Source organism: Flavobacterium glaciei, assembly GCF_003350545.1.
Classification (GTDB): Bacteria; Bacteroidota; Bacteroidia; order Flavobacteriales; family Flavobacteriaceae; genus Flavobacterium; species Flavobacterium glaciei.
In genome coordinates this window covers 141,642-162,330 of the sequence record NZ_QQBA01000001.1, presented here as the reverse complement: position 1 = coordinate 162,330, position 20,689 = coordinate 141,642, and the positions used below count along the sequence as shown (strand labels likewise).

Here is a 20,689-nt window from a genome sequence, read left to right as displayed (position 1 = left end):
CTTGTACTACTGTATTTGTTTTCTTAATTCTTCTTCGCTAATGAAACCGGATTTTTTCCATTTTACTGCTGTTTTTTCATATAGTAATAAGGTAGGAAGTTCACTGATTTTCATTTCGGTCATTAAGGTTTTGTTTTTATCGGCATCCAATCGTATAATGGTTACGCTATCTGCTAGTTCAGTTTGCATTTTTGTGATGTATGGTGTCATTTTTTTGCATGGTGCACACCATTCTGCATAAAAACTAACCAATACTTTTTTATCGGAGTCTAGTAATTTATTATAGTCCTGCACAGTCATTCCTGTAATTTTGTTATTTGGTTTGGATAGTCCTGCAGCATCCCATTTTAAAATTCCTCCTTGTAATTGGTAAACATCAGTAAAGCCAAGTTCTTCCAGTTTTTCAACGGCACTTTGACTTCTTCCGCCACTTTTGCAATACACAAAAACAGGTTTTGTTTTGTCTAGTTTTTCTACTCCTGCAACAAAGCTATCTCCAAGCCAATCTATATTTACTGCTTTGTCGATATGGTCTGACGAAAATTCCGCAGGGGTTCGTACATCCAGAATTTGCGGATTTGGTGTTGCTGCAATTTTTGTACTAAAAACTTTTGCATCTATAGTTTGGCTTTCCTTTGTGCCTTGGCCTTGACAAGACAAAAAAGCAAAAGATGTGATTACTAGGAATATTGAACTGAATTTCATTGTGATTTGATTTAAGTTTTATTAAGCTAAATTAGCTTTTTTTCGATTTTTGAACGCTATAAAAACTATTAAATAAAAGTTATAAGTTGAAAATTTTATAACTCTGATGGGTCGATTTTACAATAATTTCCGTGCGCTCTGGATGTGTGTCCGAAATAAAAAGTTGTCCAAAAGTATCGCTGTTAACCATTTCGATTATTTTGGCTACTCGAGTTTCGTCTAGTTTGTCAAAAATATCATCAAATAACAGAATTGGTTTTACACCGCTTTGTTTTTTTAGAAACTCAAATTGCGCCAGTTTTAAGGCGATTAAATATGATTTTTGCTGGCCTTGGGAGCCAAATTTCTTTATTGGATGTTCGTCAATATCAAAAGCTAAATCGTCTTTGTGAATTCCTACACTTGTGTAATGTAAAGCCCGATCTTTATTGATGTTTTCCTGTAAAAGAGTCAGTAAATCTTTTTCGAATAAATGACTTTCATACACCAGTTGCACAGTTTCCTGCGAACCCGTTATGGCTTGATGATGCGTGTTGAAAATAGGAATGAATTGTTCTATGAATTCTTTTCTTTTTTCAAAAATATAAGTGCCAAAACCGTCGAGTTGCTCATTATATATAGACAGCGTATCGGTGTCAAAAACATGATTCAATGCAAAATATTTCAATAAAGCATTACGCTGGCTCATTACTTTTTGGTATTGAATGAGTTGCTGCAAATAATGGGGATCTAGTTGCGAAATCACGCTATCCATAAATTTACGTCTGGTTTCGCTTCCTTCTACAATCAAATCCCTATCAGCAGGAGAAATAATCACCAAAGGAATAAAACCAATGTGATCTGAGAATTTATCATACGCCTTTCCGTTGCGTTTTAATATCTTTTTTTGTCCTTTTTTTAAGCTGCAAAGAATTTGTTCTGTTCTTTCGTTCTTTTCAAATTCAGCGTCAATGACAAAAAATTCTTCTCCATGTTTTATATTCTGAACCGCTAACGGATTAAAATAGCTTTTCCCGTACGATAAATGGTATATTGCATCAAGTACATTTGTCTTTCCTATGCCATTTTTACCTACGAAACAATTTATTTTGCTATCAAAATCGAAATTTACTTCCGAGAAATTCTTATAATTGAATAATGAAATCTTTTTTAAATACATCTGTAAGGCTTGCTGGTATTGAGAACTTTGATGTTTTTAAAAGGGTTTTTCAAAGTGGGTGCAAATTATTGAAAAATATCGATAAAATTGCCTTTTAGATTTTTTCTGTGGAAATTATTTTTCCTTTGGAAAGAAAGAACCTCCCGTAATATTTTTTTGAATATAAAAGCATATTTTTTATGTCGGTTTGAATAAAAATTTTATTTTTGCGACTCACTAAATTAAAAATAAATGGCGACTTACAATAAAAGAGGATATAAAGCACCAAAAGAAAAAGAAGTAAAAAGCGAAGTTGAAGCGGTAAACATTGACGAAAAAGACAGTACTACTGCTGAGGTTTTTTCTAAATTAGATGAGACAGCTACAATAACTGAGGATTGGGTAGCTAAAAATCAAAAAGTTATTATAGGTTTAGTTGCCGTTGCAGCCATTCTGACAATTGGTTATTTAGGATACCAAAGATTCGTTGCAGCACCACAAGAAGAGGAAGCGGCTAACGAAATGTTTGTAGCACAACAAAATTTCCAAAAAGCAACTGAAGGAGTAGCTAGTGACTCATTATATAAGTTATCATTAAATGGTTCAGAAGGTAAATTTGGATTCTTAAAAATTGCAGATGAATATTCTGGAACTGATGCTGGAAATTTAGCTAATTATTATGCAGGTATTGCTTATTTGAACACAGGAAAATATTCGGAAGCAATAGATTATTTAAGTAAATTTAAATCAGATGATATTGTTCTAGGAGCTTTAGCAAAAGGAGCAATTGGAGATGCTTATTCTCAAAAAAATCAACCAAAAGAAGCTTTAGAGAATTACGTAATGGCTGCTGAGTCTAATAAAAACGATTTTACAACACCGCGTTTCTTGTTGAAAGCTGGGAAAACAGCTTTGGCATTAGGAAATAAAGCAGACGCTTTGAAATATTTTACAGAAATTAAAGATAATTTTGAAGGAACTCCAGAGGGTGCTTCAGTTGATGTCTTGATAGGATTAGCACAATAGTAAAAAATGATATGAGATTGGTGATTTAAGATTGGAGTTTTTTGAATTCAAAATACTACCTTTAATTTCTGAAATCAGAATTCGATAATCAAAATTTTAAAATAAAATGGCTACCGTAAATAAAAACTTATCAGAGTATGATAAAAATTCAATCCCAAACGCGAAAGATTTTCGCTTTGGGATTGTTGTTTCAGAGTGGAATGATTCCATAACTGAAGGACTTTACAGAGGTGCTATTGAAGCCCTTCTAGAAAATCAAGTTCCTGCTCAGCATATTATTCGCTGGAATGTTCCTGGAAGCTTTGAACTTATATATGGTTCGAAGAAAATGTTGCAAACACAAAATGTTGATGCTGTGATTGCTATTGGATGTGTAATTCAAGGGCAAACTAAACATTTTGATTTTGTGTGTGAAGGAGTTACACAAGGCATAAAAGACTTGAATGTTCAAACGGATATTCCCGTAATTTTTTGTGTATTGACTGATAATACCATGCAACAATCTATTGATAGGAGTGGAGGTGTTCACGGTAATAAAGGTACTGAAGCTGCTATTGCGGCTATCAAAATGGCCTATATTCGTCAGCAGGCCTCTTTATCACATCAAATTGATAATCAACATTTATTATCTGCAGGAGCTATTCAATTAGAAGAAGGGAGACCTTTAGAGTTGAAGGAATAAATAATAAAAACACTAATTATTAAACCTATACTGTCTCATAAATAGTATAGGTTTTTTGTTTTTTTTATGATTAAATAAGCTATTAATCCCAATAGAAATTCATTAAATTTGTAATTCTTGGTTTTATAATAAACCATTGTCACCCTTAGCACAGTCGAGGGGTTAAACTTTAAACTTAAATTTTTTAATGTCGAGTATAATTCAATTACTTCCTGATCATGTTGCTAATCAAATTGCTGCTGGAGAAGTCGTTCAGAGACCAGCGTCAGTTGTCAAAGAATTGCTGGAAAATGCAGTAGATGCCAGAGCAACAGATATAAAATTAATTCTTAAAGATGCTGGAAAAGCATTGGTTCAAGTGATTGATAATGGATTAGGAATGAGCGTTACGGATGCGCGTTTGTGTTTTGAACGTCACGCTACCTCTAAAATTCGTCAAGCCGAAGATTTGTTTTCATTACACACCAAAGGATTTCGTGGGGAAGCACTAGCTTCTATCGCGGCAATTGCACATATGGAGATGAAAACCAAGCAAGATCAAGAAGAGCTTGGAACGCACATTGTCATTGAAGGTAGTAAGTTTGTTTCTCAAGATGTTGCTGTTTTGCCAAAAGGAACTTCATTTGCAGTCAAAAATTTATTTTTTAATATACCGGCAAGACGCAATTTTTTAAAATCTGACACGGTGGAATACCGCCATATTATTGATGAATTCCAACGTGTGGCTTTAGCGCACCCTAAAATATATTTTACGTTTTATCACAATGGCAGTGAAATGTTTAATTTACCGCCCTCAACTCTAAGACAAAGAATTGTCAATATTTTCTCAGGTAAAACAAATGAAAAATTAGTTCCAGTTCAGGAAGAAACAGAAATAGTGACGATTCAGGGATTTGTCAGTAAACCTGAGTTTGCCAAAAAAAATCGGGGAGAGCAGTTTTTCTTTGTCAATGACCGATTTATAAAAAGTGGTTATTTGCATCATGCGGTGATGGCTGCCTATGATGGAATCTTAAAAGATGGGGCACAACCTAGTTATTTTTTATATTTATCAGTTCCGCCTAATACCATTGATATCAATATTCATCCTACTAAGACGGAAATTAAGTTTGATGATGAACACGCCTTATATGCTATTTTAAGGGCTTCCATAAAACATAGTTTGGGACAGTTTAATGTAGCCCCAGTTTTGGATTTTGACCGTGATTCTAATTTAGATACACCGTATCATTACAAAGATTTAGAAGGCGCAACACCTACGATTCAAGTTGATGGAAACTTCAATCCGTTTTCCGAAGAAAAACCCAGCAAGCAATTTTCCAGTTACAGAAAACCGGAACCAACGGCTAATTGGGAAAGTCTTTATGTAGGTTTAAAGCAAGATACGGATGAAATAGGACACATCACTTTCGAGAATGAAGAGGTGACTTCCTCTTTATTTAATGACGAAGAAGTAGAACACTCTGTTCATAAAACGTATCAAATACATAAAAAATATATCGTTTCCTCTATCAAATCAGGAATGGTAATTGTCGACCAACAACGCGCGCATCAACGTGTTTTGTATGAGCAGTTTTTAGTGAATATGACCGTTAATCAGGCATCAAGTCAGCAGTTGTTGTTTCCTTTGAACTTGTTTTTTTCGTCAAGCGAAATGGACCTTATCGCTGAGTTACAATTATCTTTAATGAATACCGGATTTGTCTTTGAAGAAAACAATACTGATCATATCGTAATTTCTGGAATTCCTGTAAATGTAACAGAGAGCGAAGTTTCACTGGTTTTAGAACAATTATTAAGCGATTTGCAGGACGGAATTCCTGAAAGCAGTTTTAGCCAGAACGATACAATTGCCAAATCTATGGCTAAAAGTTTAGCCGTGAAAACAGGAACACACCTTACTGAAAAAGAACAGGAGAACTTGGTTAACGGACTTTTTGCTTGTAAAGAGCCAAATATTTCCCCATTTCATAAACCCACTTTCATTACCATGCGTGTGGAAGATTTAGATAAAAAATTTGCAATATGAGAAATGTAACTGAAACCGTCAAACAATTAATAATTGTAAATGTATTGTTTTTTGTAGGTACCCTTGCGATAGGTGATGCTGCTTATAAAATATTGGCCTTATATTTTCCTGAAAATCCGGATTTTCAATTGTGGCAACCATTAAGCCATATGTTTATGCATGGTAATTTTATGCATATTTTTTTCAATATGTTTGCATTGTATTCTTTTGGATCTGCTCTAGAGCAAATGTGGGGAAGCAAAAAGTTTTTGTTTTTCTATATTTCTTGTGGACTAGGTGCTGCTTTATTGCATACTGGAGTAAATTATTACTATTTTCAAGATGGTTTAAATACTTTAGTTTCCAATGGATTTGAAAAACAAGATATTTTACAACTTTTAAATGAGGGTAAAATTGATACGAGATGGCAAGAATTTATATCCGTTTCTGATTTTCAGAATTTTACCAGTGCCTTTGTGGGTACTGCAGTTGGTGCATCTGGAGCTATTTACGGAATAATAGTTGCATTTGCTTTCATGTTTCCTAATGCTGAATTGGCTCTAATGTTTATTCCTGTACCCATAAAAGCAAAATATTTTGTGCCAGGTTTAGTATTAGTCGATTTGTATTTAGGGATATCTGGTAAATCAATTTTTGGTGGTGGTGGAATTGCACATTTTGCACACGTTGGCGGAGCATTTTTTGGATTTATTATTATGTGGTATTGGAAGAAAAATCAGTTCAATAAGAACCGTTGGAACTAAAATGATTATACTTTTTGAAGTAGCAAATCTAAATATCAGCTCTTAAATCACAATTGAATTATGAATATTATTGACGATCTGAAATTACAATATAAGATGGGAGGATTAGTGATTCAGCTAATTTTTTGGAATGTGGCTTTGTTCGTTCTTCCATGGCTTGTTTTTTCTATTTTATCTTTGTTGGGCATTACGATTGATTACATTCAATTTGTAAGTTTGTCCTCTAATCCATCGTATTTGTTATGGAAACCTTGGTCATTGCTTTCGTATTCTTTTTTTCATAGCGGAATCATGCATATCGTATTTAATATGATTATTTTGAATTTTTCAGGTAGGTTATTTATGACCTATTTTACCTCTAAGCAATTGTTAGGATTGTACTTGTTGAGTGCAATTTTTGCTGGAATTTGTTATATTTTGGTATTTTATTTTTTAAATATTAATGCGCCAATTGTAGGTGCTTCAGCCGCTATTATGGCTATTTTGGTTGCCACTACTACCTATCATCCTTTGATGGAACTTCGTTTATTGATTTTTGGAAATGTTAAGCTTTGGCATATCACCGCCGTCATTATTATTGTTGATTTAATGCAACTGCGCTCAGAAAATATGGGTGGACATATTTCTCACCTTTCTGGTGCTTTTTTTGGTTTTATTTTTATTAAATTGCTTCAAAATGGAACCGATTTAAGTACGATAGTCACTCGTTTGATAGATTTTTTTGCAAATTTGTTTAAAAAAAATACGTCAATACCATTTAAAAAAGTACATAAAAATTATAGTAAGCCATTGGTAAAAAGTGTTTCAAAAATCGTTACAAAAGATATATCTCAGCAACAGATAGATGAAATTTTAGATAAAATTAGTCAGTCAGGTTATGATAGTTTAACTAAAGAAGAGAAAGAATTTTTGTTCAAAGTAGGGAAATAAGTATCAAATAAGATTTTAGATTGTATCTCACTGTAAAATATAGAAAATGAAAAATCTTTCGTGGTTTAATAAAGGAATCTTTTTTTTGAATATAGTCCTTACTGTTGTGACTTTTATTGCCTATGCTTTACCTTTTTTAGCACCAAAATCGTTTCCTCTTTTGTCTGTTTTGACACTTTTTATGCCATTATTTTTTATTTTGAATGGCTTGTTTTTTGTCTATTGGGCCATACAATTAAAAAAGCAATTGATAGTCTCTGGTTTGGTTTTATTAATAGGGATTACTTTTATAAATAAATTTTATAAATTTTCTTCACCAGAGTTTCCTAAAGAAGAAAAAGACTTTACCGTGATGAGTTATAATGTTCGTCTGTTCAATGTTTTTAAATGGATTGACAGAGATGATGTTCCTTCAGATATTCTCACGTTTATTAATGATAAAAATCCGGATATTTTGTGTATTCAGGAGTACTCATCATCAGCTAATATCGATTTGAAAGTGTATCCTCATCGATATATTTTTACTGATGGTAACCAAATTAAAAAAGGACAAGCTATTTTTTCTAAATTTCCAATTATTAACCAAGGAAATATCATTTTTCCAAATTCGAGTAACAACGTTGTTTTTGCCGATGTAAAAAAAGGAAAGGATATTATTAGGGTATATAATATGCACATTCAATCCATAAAAATATCTCCTGATGTCAATGAAATTGATGAAAATATAGATGCGATTAATCAGCACAAATCACAAATGTTATTTATTAGAATCAGTAAAGCTTTTAAGCAACAGCAACAGCAAGCCGAGATTTTTAAGGAACATAAAATAAAATGTACGTATCCTATTATCATTTGTGGCGACATGAACAATAGCGCGTTTTCTTACGTGTACCGAAGCATCAAGGGGAAGCTCAAAGATAGTTTTGAAGAAGCTGGAATCGGTTTTGGGGAGACTTATAAATTTAGGTACTATCCAGCCAGAATTGATTATATTTTTGCTGACGAAAGGATGAAAGTTAAGAAATTCGAAAATTTCCCCCAATTTATAAATTCAGATCATTTCCCTATTCTGGCAGTACTTTCTCTGGATTAAAAACTAATCAAGTATTTTATTTCAGAATCAGTTTTTGAGTTTTTAAATATTCCATAGCATATTTTCCTTCGTTAAAAAGTAAATCGAGAACGCTAAGATTGTTGATAAAACCGTGTTTATCATCAAAAACCTGCGTATAGCTATCAAATATTGAAAGGTCTTTTTTTCCGTTTACTAAAGTTCTGAAATCAGTAAATAAAGTAGTGTCAACTTCGTGAAAGTATTCTGTTGTAGTCGTGTAATCCGCTTTCATTCGGAAACAATGTAATAGGATGTCGAAAATCTCAAAATTTAAATCCAATAAAAAAGTATATTTTTTTTCGAAAATTGGTCTGATGTCATCTTCGAAAAACTCAAAAAAAGGAGAACTTCGGTATCCTGCTTCAAATGATTTGAAATGTTGTTTTTGCCAATCAAAATCAGTTTCAATTTTGATATCTTTTGTTTTTTGATGACTTTCTTTCGAATGTTTAACGGGGATATTCAATAACTGAATCCCGTTTGGACTATAAATATATGCGCGGTTTCGGTTAGTTTGCTTTTGAAAATTATCCTCTATTTCAAAGGTTATACTTTTCGATTGTACCATGGCTGCAAAATGGCTTATCGATGGGAAATAGGTAGGATGGAGGAGGATGTTCATATTTGTCTAAAGTTTTTAAAGTTATAAAGTCAAAAGTCATAAAGCGCAATTAACTAGCAACTTTATGACTTTAAACTTCTAAACTTTGGACTATTTTTTTGCTTCTTTTCTTTTTTTCCAAAAATATTCTCCAACGAAAAATGCTGCTAAAGCGAATAAGAAATATTTAAAATAGGATTGAGGCTGACCCTCACCACTAACTGTTGTGAAAACTCTATCCCAACGAATTTTATTCAAACCTTTACCGTTTGTATCCCAACTTAACCAGATAAAAATAGGTTTCCCTACAATGTGATTTTCTGGTACAAATCCCCAATAACGGCTGTCTTCGGAGTTATGACGGTTGTCACCCATCATCCAGTAATAATTTTGTTGGAAAGTGTAATTTTTGACTACTTTACCATTTATTCTTATTTCGTTTCCAGTTACTTTAAGTTCATTTTTATCCCCATTTTCATTTGTTTCATAATCAGTAATTATGGTTTTATAAAATGGCAATGATTCAGTTGTTAAAGCGACAGTTTTTCCTTTTTCAGGAACATAAACTGGACCGTAATTGTCACTATTCCATTTATTAATATGAGGAAAAACTCCTTTTCCGTTATTAGCTTGATCAACATCTCTTGATATTTGTCTGATTACTGCTGTGATACCAGGTACATTTTTTAATCTATCTGCACTTGCAGACGTCAAAGCACTAAAGATTAATGTGTCTCTTTTTGTTTCATCAGTAACCATTACTGGGTCGGTTATGTCCATCTCTTTCAGTAAGTGTTCAAAATCGATTGGCGTTTTTCCGTCTAATGCTACTTTATAGGAGAATTGGGGTTTAGCTCTTTCAGGTAATTCTAGTAGTTTATCATCAATGTAAACCATACCGTCTTTTATAGATAAGTTGTCCCCAGGAATTCCAACACATCTTTTTACATAATTCGATTTTTTGTCTACTGGTTTGAAAGCACGTCTTTTTGAAGTGTCAAAAAATCTATAAACGGTATCCACTGGCCAGTTAAATACTACAATATCAGTCCTATTTATGTTTTGAATTCCAGGTAGTCTTAAATAAGGTAATTGTGGCCAAGATAAGTATGATTTATTTTTAGTTACAGGGATTGAATCATGAACCATTGGCAACGCTACTTTAGTCATAGGAACTCTAGCACCATAATTCATTTTGCTTACAAATAAAAAGTCACCTACTAATAAGGACTTTTCTAAGGAAGAAGTAGGGATTGTATAGGGTTGAATTAAATAGGTATGTACTATAGTTGCTACGATAATTGCAAAAAGTAAAGAGCTAACGGTATCAGCTGTCTTATTTTGTGGACTTAAACTTCTGTCAGCTATATGATTTAATTTTTGAGTGTAATTGACATAATAGATGTAAAATCCAAGAGTTGCAATTCCTAAAAAAGTATCTAATCCAGATCGTTTTCCAAAACTTCTCAATGTTTCCACCCAGATTACAGGAAACATAATCAAATTGATAATTGGTATAAAAAGCAAGATAGTCCACCACGTAGGTCTACCTATTATTTTCATCAAAACTATAGCATTGTATACCGGAATAGCCGCTTCCCAACGTTTTCTTCCCGCACTTTCATATAATTTCCACGTTCCTAAAAAGTGAACTATTTGTACCAGTAAGAAAAATACAAACCATTGATATAGTGTCATTGTTTTTTTGTTTAAAGTTTAAAGTTTAAGAATGTTCCAACAGAAATGAGAATCTAAAACTCTTGAATAATTTATTTTAAATCTAATACGTCTTTCATGGTATAAATACCTTGTTTTCCCACAATCCATTCGGCTGCAATCACAGCACCCAGAGCAAAACCCTCACGATTGTGTGCGGTATGCTTTATCTCGATTGCATCAACAACAGAATTGTATGTTACGGTGTGCGTTCCAGGAACAGTACCTATTCTTTTTGCTTCAATATGAATTTGATTGGCTTCAGGTTTGTCTAATGTCCAGTTGGTATATGAACTGTTTTCAATTACGCCTTTGGCTAATGAAATAGCGGTACCGCTTGGTGCATCTAGTTTTTGGGTATGATGAATTTCTTCCATTTCTACTTTATAACTTTCAAATTTTGACATAATTTTTGCCAAATATTCGTTGAGCTCAAAGAAAATATTTACACCTAAACTGAAGTTAGAGCTAGAGATAAATCCACCGTTCATAGCAGTGCAAAGTGCGGCCATTTCATCATAATGTTCTAACCAGCCTGTTGTACCTGAAATTACAGGGACTTTAGCATGAAAACAACTTGAAATATTAGTGACTGCAGCAGTTGGAACACTGAAATCTATAGCCACATCAGCATTTGAAAGACCGTCAAAAGTATTGTTTTCATCTTTTTTCAAAACGATTTCATGTCCTCTTTCCAGTGCAATTCTTTCAATTACCTGACCCATTTTTCCGTATCCTAAAAGCGCAATTTTCATTTGTTTTTTATATTTATAAATTAAAATTTTAAAGATGAATTTAGTTTTCTGTTTCCAATCTAAAAATTATAATTAAATGTTAGTCCTATATTTGTCTTCAATGTTACATCATTAGGATAAATAACGGGTCTTACTGATAAGTTTTCATCCACGTTGAATTGTATTAAAGCAGCGTCTACATTAGCATCAATGATGTTTAAAGCATAAAATGCTAAAGTTACCAATGCTGATAAATCTCGATTTCTTTGGTAAAATTTTTGTCCGGCAATCAATCGATTATTGTCTAAGAAACCTAAATCATCGGTAGTGTACCCTTCCAATCTGCTTTTGTAAGCATCTCGATATTGATGGTATTTCCTATTGTTATCTATGTAAAAGTAAACGCTGGTTCCTAATGCTCCATAAACAATGGGTATTTTCCAGTATTTCTTATTGTAAGCTTGACCTAAACCCGGCAAAATTGCTGAATAGAAAGCTGCTTTTGCCGGAGTTAACGGATCAATGTCATTTGATTTCAAAGTGTCTTTAGCCACAAGTACCGATTCTGTTTTTGTTTGGGCAAAAACAGTATTTTTTCCTGCAATAAAAAGGAGTAGACTTATGAAAATTATTTTATGCACTATTCGTTTATTAGTTTTATAATTCTGTTGAAGTCTTCTTCAGAATGAAATGGAATAGTGATTTTTCCTTTACCGTTTCCAGCTACTTTCACATCGACTTTTGTTCCAAAATAATTTGTAAAAGCGCTTTTTTGTGCTTCAGCTATTTCAAATGAAGCAGTTTTTGGTTTACCAGCAGGTTTAGGTTTTAGACTTTCCTGATAGTTTTTTACTAAAGCTTCTGTATCGCGAACGGATAGGTTTTGGCTAACTATTTTTTGATAAATATCAGTTTGAATATCTTGGTCTTCAATATTAATTATTGCACGTCCATGACCCATACTAATAAAACCATCACGAATTCCAGTTTGGATTATCGGGTCTAGCTTTAAAAGTCTTAAATAATTTGCAATCGTAGAACGTTTTTTCCCTACTCGCTCACTCATTTGTTCCTGAGTTAATTGAATTTCATCAATCAAACGTTGGTAGGAAAGTGCAATTTCAATTGGATCTAAATCATGACGCTGGATGTTTTCCACCAAAGCCATAACTAATGACTCATTGTCATTTGCAATTCGAATGTAAGCTGGGACTGTTTTTAATCCCACAAGAGTCGATGCGCGAAGACGACGCTCACCCGAAATCAACTGGTATTTATTAAAGTCTAATTTACGTACTGTAATAGGTTGAATAACGCCTAATTCTTTGATAGAAGTCGCTAATTCTCTCAGGGATTCCTCATTGAAATTACTTCTTGGTTGAAACGGATTTATTTCAATTGCTTCAATTTCAAGCTCAATAATGTTACCTACAACTTTATCAGCATTCTTATCTTCTACGGATTTTATATCATTTTCCGGATCTTTCAATAACGCAGATAATCCTCTTCCTAAGGCTTGTTTTTTTATTGCTTTTGCCATAAAACTATTTACTGTTTTTCTTTATAACTTCTTGAGCAAGATGTAAGTAATTAGTAGCTCCTTTGCTTGTAGCATCGTAGTTTATTATACTTTCACCAAAGCTAGGTGCTTCACTCAGTTTTACATTCCTTTGAATAATAGTATCAAATACCATATCGTTAAAATGTTTTTGAACCTCTTCAACTACTTGGTTAGATAAACGCAATCTCGAGTCAAACATGGTCAATAACAACCCTTCGATATCTAAATCTGGATTGTGAATTTTTTGGATACTTTTTATTGTATTCAATAATTTCCCTAAACCTTCCAGTGCAAAATACTCACATTGAATAGGTATAATTACAGAGTCAGCAGCTGTCAATGCATTCAAGGTAAGCAATCCAAGTGATGGCGCACAATCGATAATGATATAATCGTACTCGTCCTTGATGCTTTCCAAGGCTTTTTTAAGCATGTATTCCCTATTTTCTTTGTCTACTAATTCGATTTCAATAGCAACAAGGTCAATGTGCGATGGGATCACGTCCACATTTGGAGCAGAACATTGTATGATGGCCTCTTTTGGCGTATGGCTATGTTCCAGAATTTGGTATGTGCCTATTTCAACAGATTCAACATCAATACCCAATCCCGAAGACGCATTTGCCTGTGGATCAGCATCTATAAGTAATACTTTCTTTTCTAAAACTCCTAACGAAGCAGCAAGATTAACTGATGTTGTAGTCTTTCCAACTCCTCCTTTTTGATTAGCAATCGCGATGATTTTGCCCATTTATTTTTCTAAATTTTGAACCGTAAAAATACAATTATTTATGGTTTCTAAAAATCTATTTTGTTAACATTTGTTAAAGCTTGATTCCTTGTCTTTTGACAGATTTCTATTTTAACAACGGATTAGATTTTCTGGAGTTATTACAGTGGTGAGCAGCAATTTTGATAATTTGTAACTTTGAGAGGTATTCAATCTTTTAAATTTAGGTTAAGGGTTCTGTTGTTGATAACCAATCACAACAAAAAATAAGCTTTTAAATTGGTAAAACTTTCATCTTGAGCATAAAGATTTTGATAAAGAGGATTGAGTAGGGTTTAAATTGCAATACTTCTTTACCATGTTTTTATTTAGAACGTTTAATGAACGTATAATTTTTAAACACAAAAAAGCCGAATATTGCTATTCGGCTTTTGGTCGGGGTGGCAGGATTCGAACCTGCGGCCTCCTGCTCCCAAAGCAGGCGCGATAACCGAGCTACGCTACACCCCGTAACGAGGGTGCAAATATAGAACTAATTTCGAAACTAACAAACGATATAATCAAATAGGAGAATATTATTTCGGAATAGGTAAAAATGATGTTTTTTTAAGCCATTTTTTTTATTAAAAAACTACATTTGTACTATCAAAAAAATAATATAATTTCAATATGTCAGATACAATCGAAAAAATTAAATGTCTTATTATAGGTTCTGGTCCAGCAGGTTATACTGCAGCTATTTACGCTGCCAGAGCAAATATGAATCCTGTTGTTTATCAGGGAATGCAGCCAGGTGGTCAGCTGACAACCACTAATGAAGTAGAGAACTGGCCAGGTAATCCAGAGGGAATCACTGGACCAGAAATGATGGTTGGGTTACAAGCACAAGCACAACGTTTTGGAACTGATGTTCGTGATGGTTGGGCTACAAGAGTTGATTTTTCAGGCGATATTCATAAAGTTTGGATCAATGACACTATAGAATTGCATTGCGAAACTGTAATAATTTCTACAGGAGCATCCGCTAAATATTTAGGAATGCCATCAGAACAACATTATTTAAAAATGGGTGGCGGAGTTTCTGCATGTGCAGTTTGCGATGGTTTTTTCTATAGAAATCAAGAAGTCGTAATTGTAGGAGCTGGAGATTCAGCTTGTGAAGAAGCACATTATTTATCTAAACTTTGTAAAAAAGTAACGATGTTAGTGCGTAGCGAAAAATTTAGAGCTTCTAAAATCATGGAAGAACGCGTTCGAAAAACAGAGAATATTACCATATTGATGAACCACGATACTGTTGAAGTATTGGGTGATGAGCAAGTAGTTACTGGCGTAAAGGCTTTAAATAAAACAACCAATGAAGTTTTTGATATTCCTGCAACTGGTTTCTTCGTAGCTATTGGTCACAAACCCAATACGGATATTTTTAAAGATTATATCACATTAGACGAAACTGGATATATTATCAATACCCCAGGGACTTCAAAAACAAATGTGGAAGGCGTTTTCGTAGCGGGCGATGCTGCAGATCATGTATATCGCCAAGCGATTACTGCTGCCGGAACAGGTTGTATGGCTGCTCTTGATGCCGAAAGATATTTGGCCGCTAAAGAATAATTAAAGTTAGAAAAGTTAATATTGAAAAAGTCCCATTTGCCTTAGCAAGTGGGACTTTTTGTTGTGGGGATATGCAGTGTCATTCCAGTTTTTCTCCCTCTTCTTTAGAGAGGGCGGGGAAAGGATTATTTCAATTTCTTAATCAATTTTGCTTCGTCGGCAAATTTTCGTATTTCAATTTTTGGGGAACCCACTAATTGGATTTCTGATTTATTAGCGGCATCAATAACCACGGCTGTTTCTGTAAATAAACTGCAGCTGGAATAGCTTTCGGTGGTGATATCCGCATTTTTTGTGGTTAACTTGTTTCCGGTAAATGAGGCGTTATTGTCTAACCGGATTTTCGTATTTAAAGCATTTCCTTCAAGCGTTGCACCTGATTTTTGGTACATATCCACTTTTAAATCAGTTGTGTTAATTAAAGCTTTCAAAGATGCATTTTTACTTAATTCAATAGTTGATTTTTCTGATTTTAAATTGAGTTCTGTTTTTGATTTATCGTCGGCTTGAAGTAAGAAATCTTTTGTGTTGACATTCAAAAATAATTTAGAAGCATCATGCACTTTTAAGGTAACGGTATTCAATAAAAGTTCTTGTATTGCGTTGACGGTCGATTCATCCTTTGAAGTAATTAGATTCAAATCTTTGGTGTATGTAACTCTCACGATGATTTTCTTATAATTTGTGGCTTGTTTTGTAGTATAAACGCGCAATATGTTATCACTTAAATCCAAAGAAATGATATCATGCAGGTTGTCATCAGCCTCGATTTTTAATTCGGTTCTATCTCCTCTTTCTAGATAGACTTCGAGATTGTCTTCGATTAGCAATGCATCAAAATTTCCCACTTCTCTCTGTTCCACAGTTACTGTCTTTGATCCTTTTATTTTTTCCTTTTTTTGTGCCAATATCAATGTGGTTGGTAAAAGGAGTAGGAGTATAATAGCATATTTTTTCATATTCATTTGAATTAGCGTCTACACAAATATAAAAAAATCATCCACTTATGATGGATGATTTTTTGATTTTAGTAAAGGGATTTATTATTCTTGATTAATACTTCCTCCAGAATTTGTTTCTTTTCTAATTGATTTAGGAACTTTATTATAATGTATACTTCCACCGCTGGAAGCTTCAGCATCTAAACTTACAATAGGATGAATGTTGATTGTGGCTCCACTAGAGGCTTCAGCATTAACTTCATTTGCTAATAATTTTTTGGCATCAATAGAGCTACCACTTGATGCATTTGCTTTCATTTTTAGTCCCATTCCATTTAGGGTAATGCTACTCCCGCTACTAGAATCGCAAGTGATATCATCTGCTTCTAAATTCAGGTTAATTGTTCCTGCGCTAGAAGAACTTAGTGTGATATTTTCTCCTTTTATAGTTTTTCTGCTAGTTATTGAGGCACTGCTACTGGCTTCTAATTGTTCAATTAAAGGCATTTTTACAGTTACTTTTTTAGATTTCGTATTGATAATAGAATTCTTATCGCAATAAATAACTAGTGTGCCATTTTCAACTTTAGTAATTATGTGTTTCTGTAAATTATCATCAGCCTCAACTACTATTTCAGTTACGTCTGATTGTTCAATCACAAGATCGATTGCATTACTGACTTCTATGTTTTTGAAATTACCATCCACATTTCTTCTTTCGGTGGTGACATTTCTGCTTCCTTCAATTGAATTCAAATTAATGGAGTGGTTGCATGAAGCGAATAATAAAGCAGTTAAGACAACCAGAATGAATTTCGTTATTATTGTGATGATTTTTAGCATGACTAATTCGTTTTAATGATTATACCGTCTTTATTTATTTTTAATTCTTTAAGATTCTTTTTTGAATTAATCAAAGTATCATTCGTTACAGAAACTCCGTCTTCATTGATAGTAACTGATGTTTCGATACTATCATTTTCAGTTTCCACATCATTATATTCGTTTTCATCTGCAGGACAATTTAAACATTTTATTTGAGAATTTCCCATTTTGTAAATGTAATTGTCTGAGCTGTAGTGTAAGTTAAAAAATGAATCATCAGATCTGTCGTAATTTTGTAAAGAAGAATCTGGTTTTAGTAGAATTCCTTCTGGTAAGTATAAAAATATTTCCACTTCCTGATCACGGAATTTGTTTGTAACTTCTGTCAATAAATAATTATCTAGAATTATCTGATTTCCTTCAATTTTGATAGCGTATTTTATTTTTTCAGCTCTTAGTTTTGCATCTTGAAATGACTTACCTCTAGCTATTTTTTCTATTTGAATAAAAGGTAGTTTTTCATCTGTATGTAAAATTTCGATACTTACATTATTTGAATAAATTAATTGAGTGTTTGATGAATCCTGAACAAACTTGAAGCTTTCTTTATCGTTAATGTCTTTTGTATAATACTCATTGTATCTGAATTTTACATACAAAGTGTCATTTTGCAATACATTAATTGTTTCTTTCTTAACTGTTTTTCCTTCGTAAGCTACTTCGGATGCTTGTTTTATTCCTATCGAAATTAGTATTGCTATTGCGATAATCCAAAGTGCCAATAATGTGTATTTAACAATGTTTCCTATTGATTTCATGGTTGGTGACAATAATTTGAAACCTAGAAGTGTCAAGAAAAAGAAAGGAATACCAACTGCAAAAAACATTAATAATCCAAAAGACCATATTGGATAATCCGTAAAATTACCTGCTTCAATGAAACTTTGCCATGGAACTTCAATAAAATCTGATGAACCTAAAGTAAAGACGGCAATAAGTAAAGAAACTAAAGTTGCAATACCCGTTATGATTAAAATAACACCTAAAAACTTTGCAAAAATCTTGAAAATTGTCATGATGAAATCACCCAGAGAGCCTCCTATTTTTCCAGCACCTGATTTTATTTGGTTGCCATATTTGTCGTAATCAACATTTTTTATCTTGTCAGAAACGTTTTCAAACTCTTCTCTTACTTTTTTTTCAATGTTAGAAATCGTAACTGGTTCTCCAGTCATTTCCAGTTTCTCAGTTGTTGTGATTGCTTCCGGAGTTACAATCCAAAGAATGATATACGCTAAAATTCCAGTACCAAATCCAGCAAAAACTAATAGTATTAGAACGATTCTGATCCAAACTGCATCTACTCCAAAGTAGTGACCCAATCCAGCAGCAACACCACCTATCATACCTTTTTCTTTATCGCGGTATAATTTTTTTGTTCTTCTGTTTGAACTATCACTAAAGGTTTGCGAACCTTTTAACTCATCCTCGATAATATAATCTTCTGGTTGTCCCATTACGGCAATAACCTCGTCTACATCTTTTAAACCCACAACATGTTTGTCGCTTATTTGTTTCTCATTTAATAATTCTGAAACACGCATTTCAATATCTTTTATAATCTCATCATGTCCAGATGAATTAGATAAAGAACGTTTTATGGCATCAAAATATCGAGTTAATTTTTGGTATGCATCTTCATCTATATGAAAGAACATTCCGCCTAGATTTATATTTACAGTTTTGTTCATGACTATTGTTTTTGGTTGGTTATAAGGTTTACAGCATCGGATAATTCAGTCCAAGTGCCACTAAGTTCTTTTAAAAATGTTTGTCCTATTTCAGTTAGACCGTAATATTTTCTTGGTGGTCCTGATGTGGATTCTTCCCAACGATAGTTGAGCAATCCGTCATTTTTTAATCGTGTTAGTAGCGGGTAAATGGTTCCCTCCACGACTAATAATTTTGCGTTTTTTAATGTGTCTAATATTTCCGATGTGTATGCATCTTTTTCTTTTAATACGGATAAGATGCAAAACTCGAGAACACCTTTACGCATTTGGGCTTTTGTGTTTTCAATGTTCATAATTTCTTTTTTTTGATTTTGTGTTGATTAAACGGTTCATTTTTTGATTGATGATTGATTTGTATTTGCTAGTCAAGAAGCTACTGCTCTTGAATTTTATGTAAATTCTCTTTTAATCTATTTTATTTTCTACTTGATAAAAGGTATCGTTATTGGGTATTTATAATTTTCTCCATTTGATGTTTTTATTGAAGCGTAAATAATTAAAAAGAATTCAGCTACTTTCAAAACACCAAAAATTATAACAGCAACTAATCCGACTGTTAGCATTCCTATGTTTCCGTCGAAATTAAAATTTCTGAAAACAAAATCTTGATTATTTACTACAGCTTCAAAAGGAATATTTCTAAATAGCGTAATTAAAAATGTTGGAACCGCAATAAGGATAAGTACTAAAGAATACAATAATAAACTTAATTGAAAATTAAGTATTTGTTTTCCGTGGTAATTCACAAATTCAGAACTTTCCTTTTTTGAGGACCAAAGGATAATTGGAAAAATATAATTTCCAAAAGGAATAAAATATTGTGTTAATGCACTCAAATGAGTAAATGTTGCGATGTTTTTTTCAGTAGTTGTTTCCATGATTAAAAGTATATAGTAATTTCTTATGCAAATATATATCTAAAAGACAGTATCTTGTTTCGCATAGTACCATATATTAACATAAAATTAACAAATTAATTTTATATGTACGCATAGTATTTTTTTGTATTTTAGCAAAAAACCTAGCTATTTATGAAACTTACAGCGTCAAAACTTAATAAATTTCTCTTTTTTAAATTACCGTCGGCATTTATCTGTGGTGTTCGTGTAAAAGAAATCGATGAAAAGAAATGTGTGGTATCAGTAAAACACCGTTGGATTAATCAAAATCCTTTTAATTCTATGTATTTTGCTGTTCAGGCTATGGCTGCAGAACTTGCTACGGGAGCTTTGGTGATGTTTCAAATTCAGAAAAGCGGCAGAAAAATATCAATGCTTGTTGCTAACAATAAAGGGAATTTTACCAAAAAGGCAACTGGTAGAATTACTTTTGTTTGTATGGATGGTCATTTGATCGAGGAAGCAATTGAAAAAACAATTGCTACCGGAGAAGGACAAACCTTCTGGATGAAGTCTATTGGAACAGATGAAAAAGGAGTTCAAGTTTCTGAAATGGACTTTGAATGGAGTGTAAGAATCAAATAAAAAACACTTAATAGTTTAAAAAAACAAAAAACGCCTCTAAATCTAGAGGCGTTTTTTGTAGGAAATAGAAATTTATATTTTTTAGATTAACACTTTTTTCCGCTTGCTTTTGCGGAGGATGCATCACACTTTTTTCCTTCGGCTTTGCATTTTGCTTGACATTTTTCTATTTCATCCGCACTCATCGCTTTTGATTTGGAATCTTTTTTAGCACAACAGGATTCTTTTTTAGCTTTTTCTTTTGTGGCAGTTTTACTTTCCTGCGCACTAAGATTCACAGTCAGAAATGCGATTGCTATACATACTATTATCTTTTTCAT

At 32.9% G+C, this 20,689-nt stretch carries 22 protein-coding genes and 1 tRNA gene; 8 read left to right on the top strand and 15 right to left on the bottom strand.

Annotation, left to right across the window (positions count from 1 at the left end):
• Positions 1 to 6: 6 nt before the first annotated feature.
• Together DFR66_RS00740 and recF are read right to left on the bottom strand one after the other, a co-directional pair.
• A complete protein-coding gene (locus DFR66_RS00740; RefSeq protein WP_114752953.1) occupies positions 7 to 705 on the bottom strand; it encodes a thioredoxin domain-containing protein in 699 nt (232 codons plus the stop codon).
• Between the two features lie 79 nt (positions 706 to 784).
• Positions 785 to 1,864: a DNA replication/repair protein RecF gene (gene recF / locus DFR66_RS00735; protein WP_114752952.1), complete on the bottom strand. Its 1,080-nt coding sequence runs from the start codon at positions 1,862 to 1,864 to the stop codon at positions 785 to 787.
• Positions 1,865 to 2,095: 231 nt separating this feature from the next.
• Between recF and DFR66_RS00730 the strand changes: the two genes are divergently transcribed.
• From DFR66_RS00730 to DFR66_RS00705, 6 genes are all read left to right on the top strand, one after another.
• Positions 2,096 to 2,869 carry a tetratricopeptide repeat protein gene (locus tag DFR66_RS00730; RefSeq protein WP_114752951.1) on the top strand — a complete coding sequence of 258 codons (774 nt, stop codon included), beginning with the start codon at positions 2,096 to 2,098 and terminating at the stop codon, positions 2,867 to 2,869.
• 106 nt (positions 2,870 to 2,975) lie between these two features.
• The gene (gene ribH, locus DFR66_RS00725) at positions 2,976 to 3,551 is read left to right on the top strand and encodes a 6,7-dimethyl-8-ribityllumazine synthase (RefSeq protein ID WP_114752950.1); all 576 of its coding nucleotides are present in this window, start codon (positions 2,976 to 2,978) and stop codon (positions 3,549 to 3,551) included.
• Positions 3,552 to 3,738: 187 nt separating this feature from the next.
• Positions 3,739 to 5,580, top strand: coding sequence for a DNA mismatch repair endonuclease MutL (gene mutL, locus DFR66_RS00720; protein ID WP_114752949.1), 1,842 nt, complete (start codon positions 3,739 to 3,741; stop codon positions 5,578 to 5,580).
• Positions 5,577 to 6,323 carry a rhomboid family intramembrane serine protease gene (locus DFR66_RS00715; RefSeq protein WP_114752948.1) on the top strand — a complete coding sequence of 249 codons (747 nt, stop codon included), beginning with the start codon at positions 5,577 to 5,579 and terminating at the stop codon, positions 6,321 to 6,323. Before mutL ends, DFR66_RS00715 begins: the two co-directional genes overlap by 4 nt.
• Positions 6,324 to 6,383: 60 nt before the next feature.
• On the top strand, positions 6,384 to 7,253 hold the full coding sequence (locus DFR66_RS00710; protein WP_114752947.1) for a rhomboid family intramembrane serine protease: 870 nt from the start codon (positions 6,384 to 6,386) through the stop codon (positions 7,251 to 7,253).
• A 46-nt stretch (positions 7,254 to 7,299) separates the two neighbouring features.
• Positions 7,300 to 8,346: an endonuclease/exonuclease/phosphatase family protein gene (locus DFR66_RS00705; RefSeq protein ID WP_114752946.1), complete on the top strand. Its 1,047-nt coding sequence runs from the start codon at positions 7,300 to 7,302 to the stop codon at positions 8,344 to 8,346.
• Between the two features lie 16 nt (positions 8,347 to 8,362).
• On the opposite strand, the gene DFR66_RS00700 is transcribed toward DFR66_RS00705, so the two are convergent.
• The 7 genes from DFR66_RS00700 to DFR66_RS00670 form a co-directional block, all read right to left on the bottom strand.
• Positions 8,363 to 8,989 (bottom strand): WbqC family protein, encoded by a 627-nt coding sequence (locus DFR66_RS00700; RefSeq protein WP_114752945.1) that lies wholly within the window; start codon positions 8,987 to 8,989, stop codon positions 8,363 to 8,365.
• Positions 8,990 to 9,079: 90 nt separating this feature from the next.
• The gene (gene lepB / locus DFR66_RS00695; protein ID WP_114752944.1) at positions 9,080 to 10,666 is read right to left on the bottom strand and encodes a signal peptidase I; all 1,587 of its coding nucleotides are present in this window, start codon (positions 10,664 to 10,666) and stop codon (positions 9,080 to 9,082) included.
• A gap of 71 nt (positions 10,667 to 10,737) precedes the next feature.
• Positions 10,738 to 11,439 carry a 4-hydroxy-tetrahydrodipicolinate reductase gene (gene dapB, locus DFR66_RS00690; RefSeq protein WP_114752943.1) on the bottom strand — a complete coding sequence of 234 codons (702 nt, stop codon included), beginning with the start codon at positions 11,437 to 11,439 and terminating at the stop codon, positions 10,738 to 10,740.
• Between the two features lie 59 nt (positions 11,440 to 11,498).
• On the bottom strand, positions 11,499 to 12,059 hold the full coding sequence (locus DFR66_RS00685) for a DUF5683 domain-containing protein (protein WP_114752942.1): 561 nt from the start codon (positions 12,057 to 12,059) through the stop codon (positions 11,499 to 11,501).
• Positions 12,059 to 12,958: a ParB/RepB/Spo0J family partition protein gene (locus DFR66_RS00680; RefSeq protein WP_114752941.1), complete on the bottom strand. Its 900-nt coding sequence runs from the start codon at positions 12,956 to 12,958 to the stop codon at positions 12,059 to 12,061. Before DFR66_RS00680 ends, DFR66_RS00685 begins: the two co-directional genes overlap by 1 nt.
• Positions 12,959 to 12,962: 4 nt before the next feature.
• Complete coding sequence (locus DFR66_RS00675) at positions 12,963 to 13,730, bottom strand: ParA family protein (RefSeq protein WP_114752940.1); 768 nt, start codon at positions 13,728 to 13,730, stop codon at positions 12,963 to 12,965.
• Positions 13,731 to 14,141: 411 nt separating this feature from the next.
• Positions 14,142 to 14,219 (bottom strand) — tRNA-Pro (locus tag DFR66_RS00670).
• A 159-nt stretch (positions 14,220 to 14,378) separates the two neighbouring features.
• On the opposite strand from DFR66_RS00670, the gene trxB reads away from it, so the two are divergent.
• Positions 14,379 to 15,326 carry a thioredoxin-disulfide reductase gene (gene trxB, locus DFR66_RS00665; RefSeq protein ID WP_114752939.1) on the top strand — a complete coding sequence of 316 codons (948 nt, stop codon included), beginning with the start codon at positions 14,379 to 14,381 and terminating at the stop codon, positions 15,324 to 15,326.
• A gap of 125 nt (positions 15,327 to 15,451) precedes the next feature.
• Here the strand turns inward: trxB and DFR66_RS00660 are convergent, their stop codons facing one another.
• The 5 genes from DFR66_RS00660 to DFR66_RS00640 form a co-directional block, all read right to left on the bottom strand.
• Positions 15,452 to 16,285, bottom strand: coding sequence for a GIN domain-containing protein (locus DFR66_RS00660; protein ID WP_114752938.1), 834 nt, complete (start codon positions 16,283 to 16,285; stop codon positions 15,452 to 15,454).
• An 84-nt stretch (positions 16,286 to 16,369) separates the two neighbouring features.
• Positions 16,370 to 17,110, bottom strand: coding sequence for a head GIN domain-containing protein (locus DFR66_RS00655; protein ID WP_114752937.1), 741 nt, complete (start codon positions 17,108 to 17,110; stop codon positions 16,370 to 16,372).
• A 2-nt stretch (positions 17,111 to 17,112) separates the two neighbouring features.
• On the bottom strand, positions 17,113 to 18,843 hold the full coding sequence (locus tag DFR66_RS00650; protein ID WP_114752936.1) for a PspC domain-containing protein: 1,731 nt from the start codon (positions 18,841 to 18,843) through the stop codon (positions 17,113 to 17,115).
• Positions 18,844 to 18,845: 2 nt separating this feature from the next.
• Positions 18,846 to 19,178, bottom strand: a complete 333-nt coding sequence (locus tag DFR66_RS00645) for a PadR family transcriptional regulator (RefSeq protein ID WP_099713267.1) — start codon at positions 19,176 to 19,178, stop codon at positions 18,846 to 18,848.
• A 129-nt stretch (positions 19,179 to 19,307) separates the two neighbouring features.
• Complete coding sequence (locus tag DFR66_RS00640) at positions 19,308 to 19,763, bottom strand: DUF4870 domain-containing protein (protein WP_114752935.1); 456 nt, start codon at positions 19,761 to 19,763, stop codon at positions 19,308 to 19,310.
• Positions 19,764 to 19,916: 153 nt separating this feature from the next.
• Between DFR66_RS00640 and DFR66_RS00635 the strand changes: the two genes are divergently transcribed.
• Positions 19,917 to 20,369, top strand: a complete 453-nt coding sequence (locus tag DFR66_RS00635) for a DUF4442 domain-containing protein (RefSeq protein ID WP_114752934.1) — start codon at positions 19,917 to 19,919, stop codon at positions 20,367 to 20,369.
• An 86-nt stretch (positions 20,370 to 20,455) separates the two neighbouring features.
• On the opposite strand, the gene DFR66_RS00630 is transcribed toward DFR66_RS00635, so the two are convergent.
• Positions 20,456 to 20,689: a hypothetical protein gene (locus DFR66_RS00630; RefSeq protein ID WP_114753171.1), complete on the bottom strand. Its 234-nt coding sequence runs from the start codon at positions 20,687 to 20,689 to the stop codon at positions 20,456 to 20,458.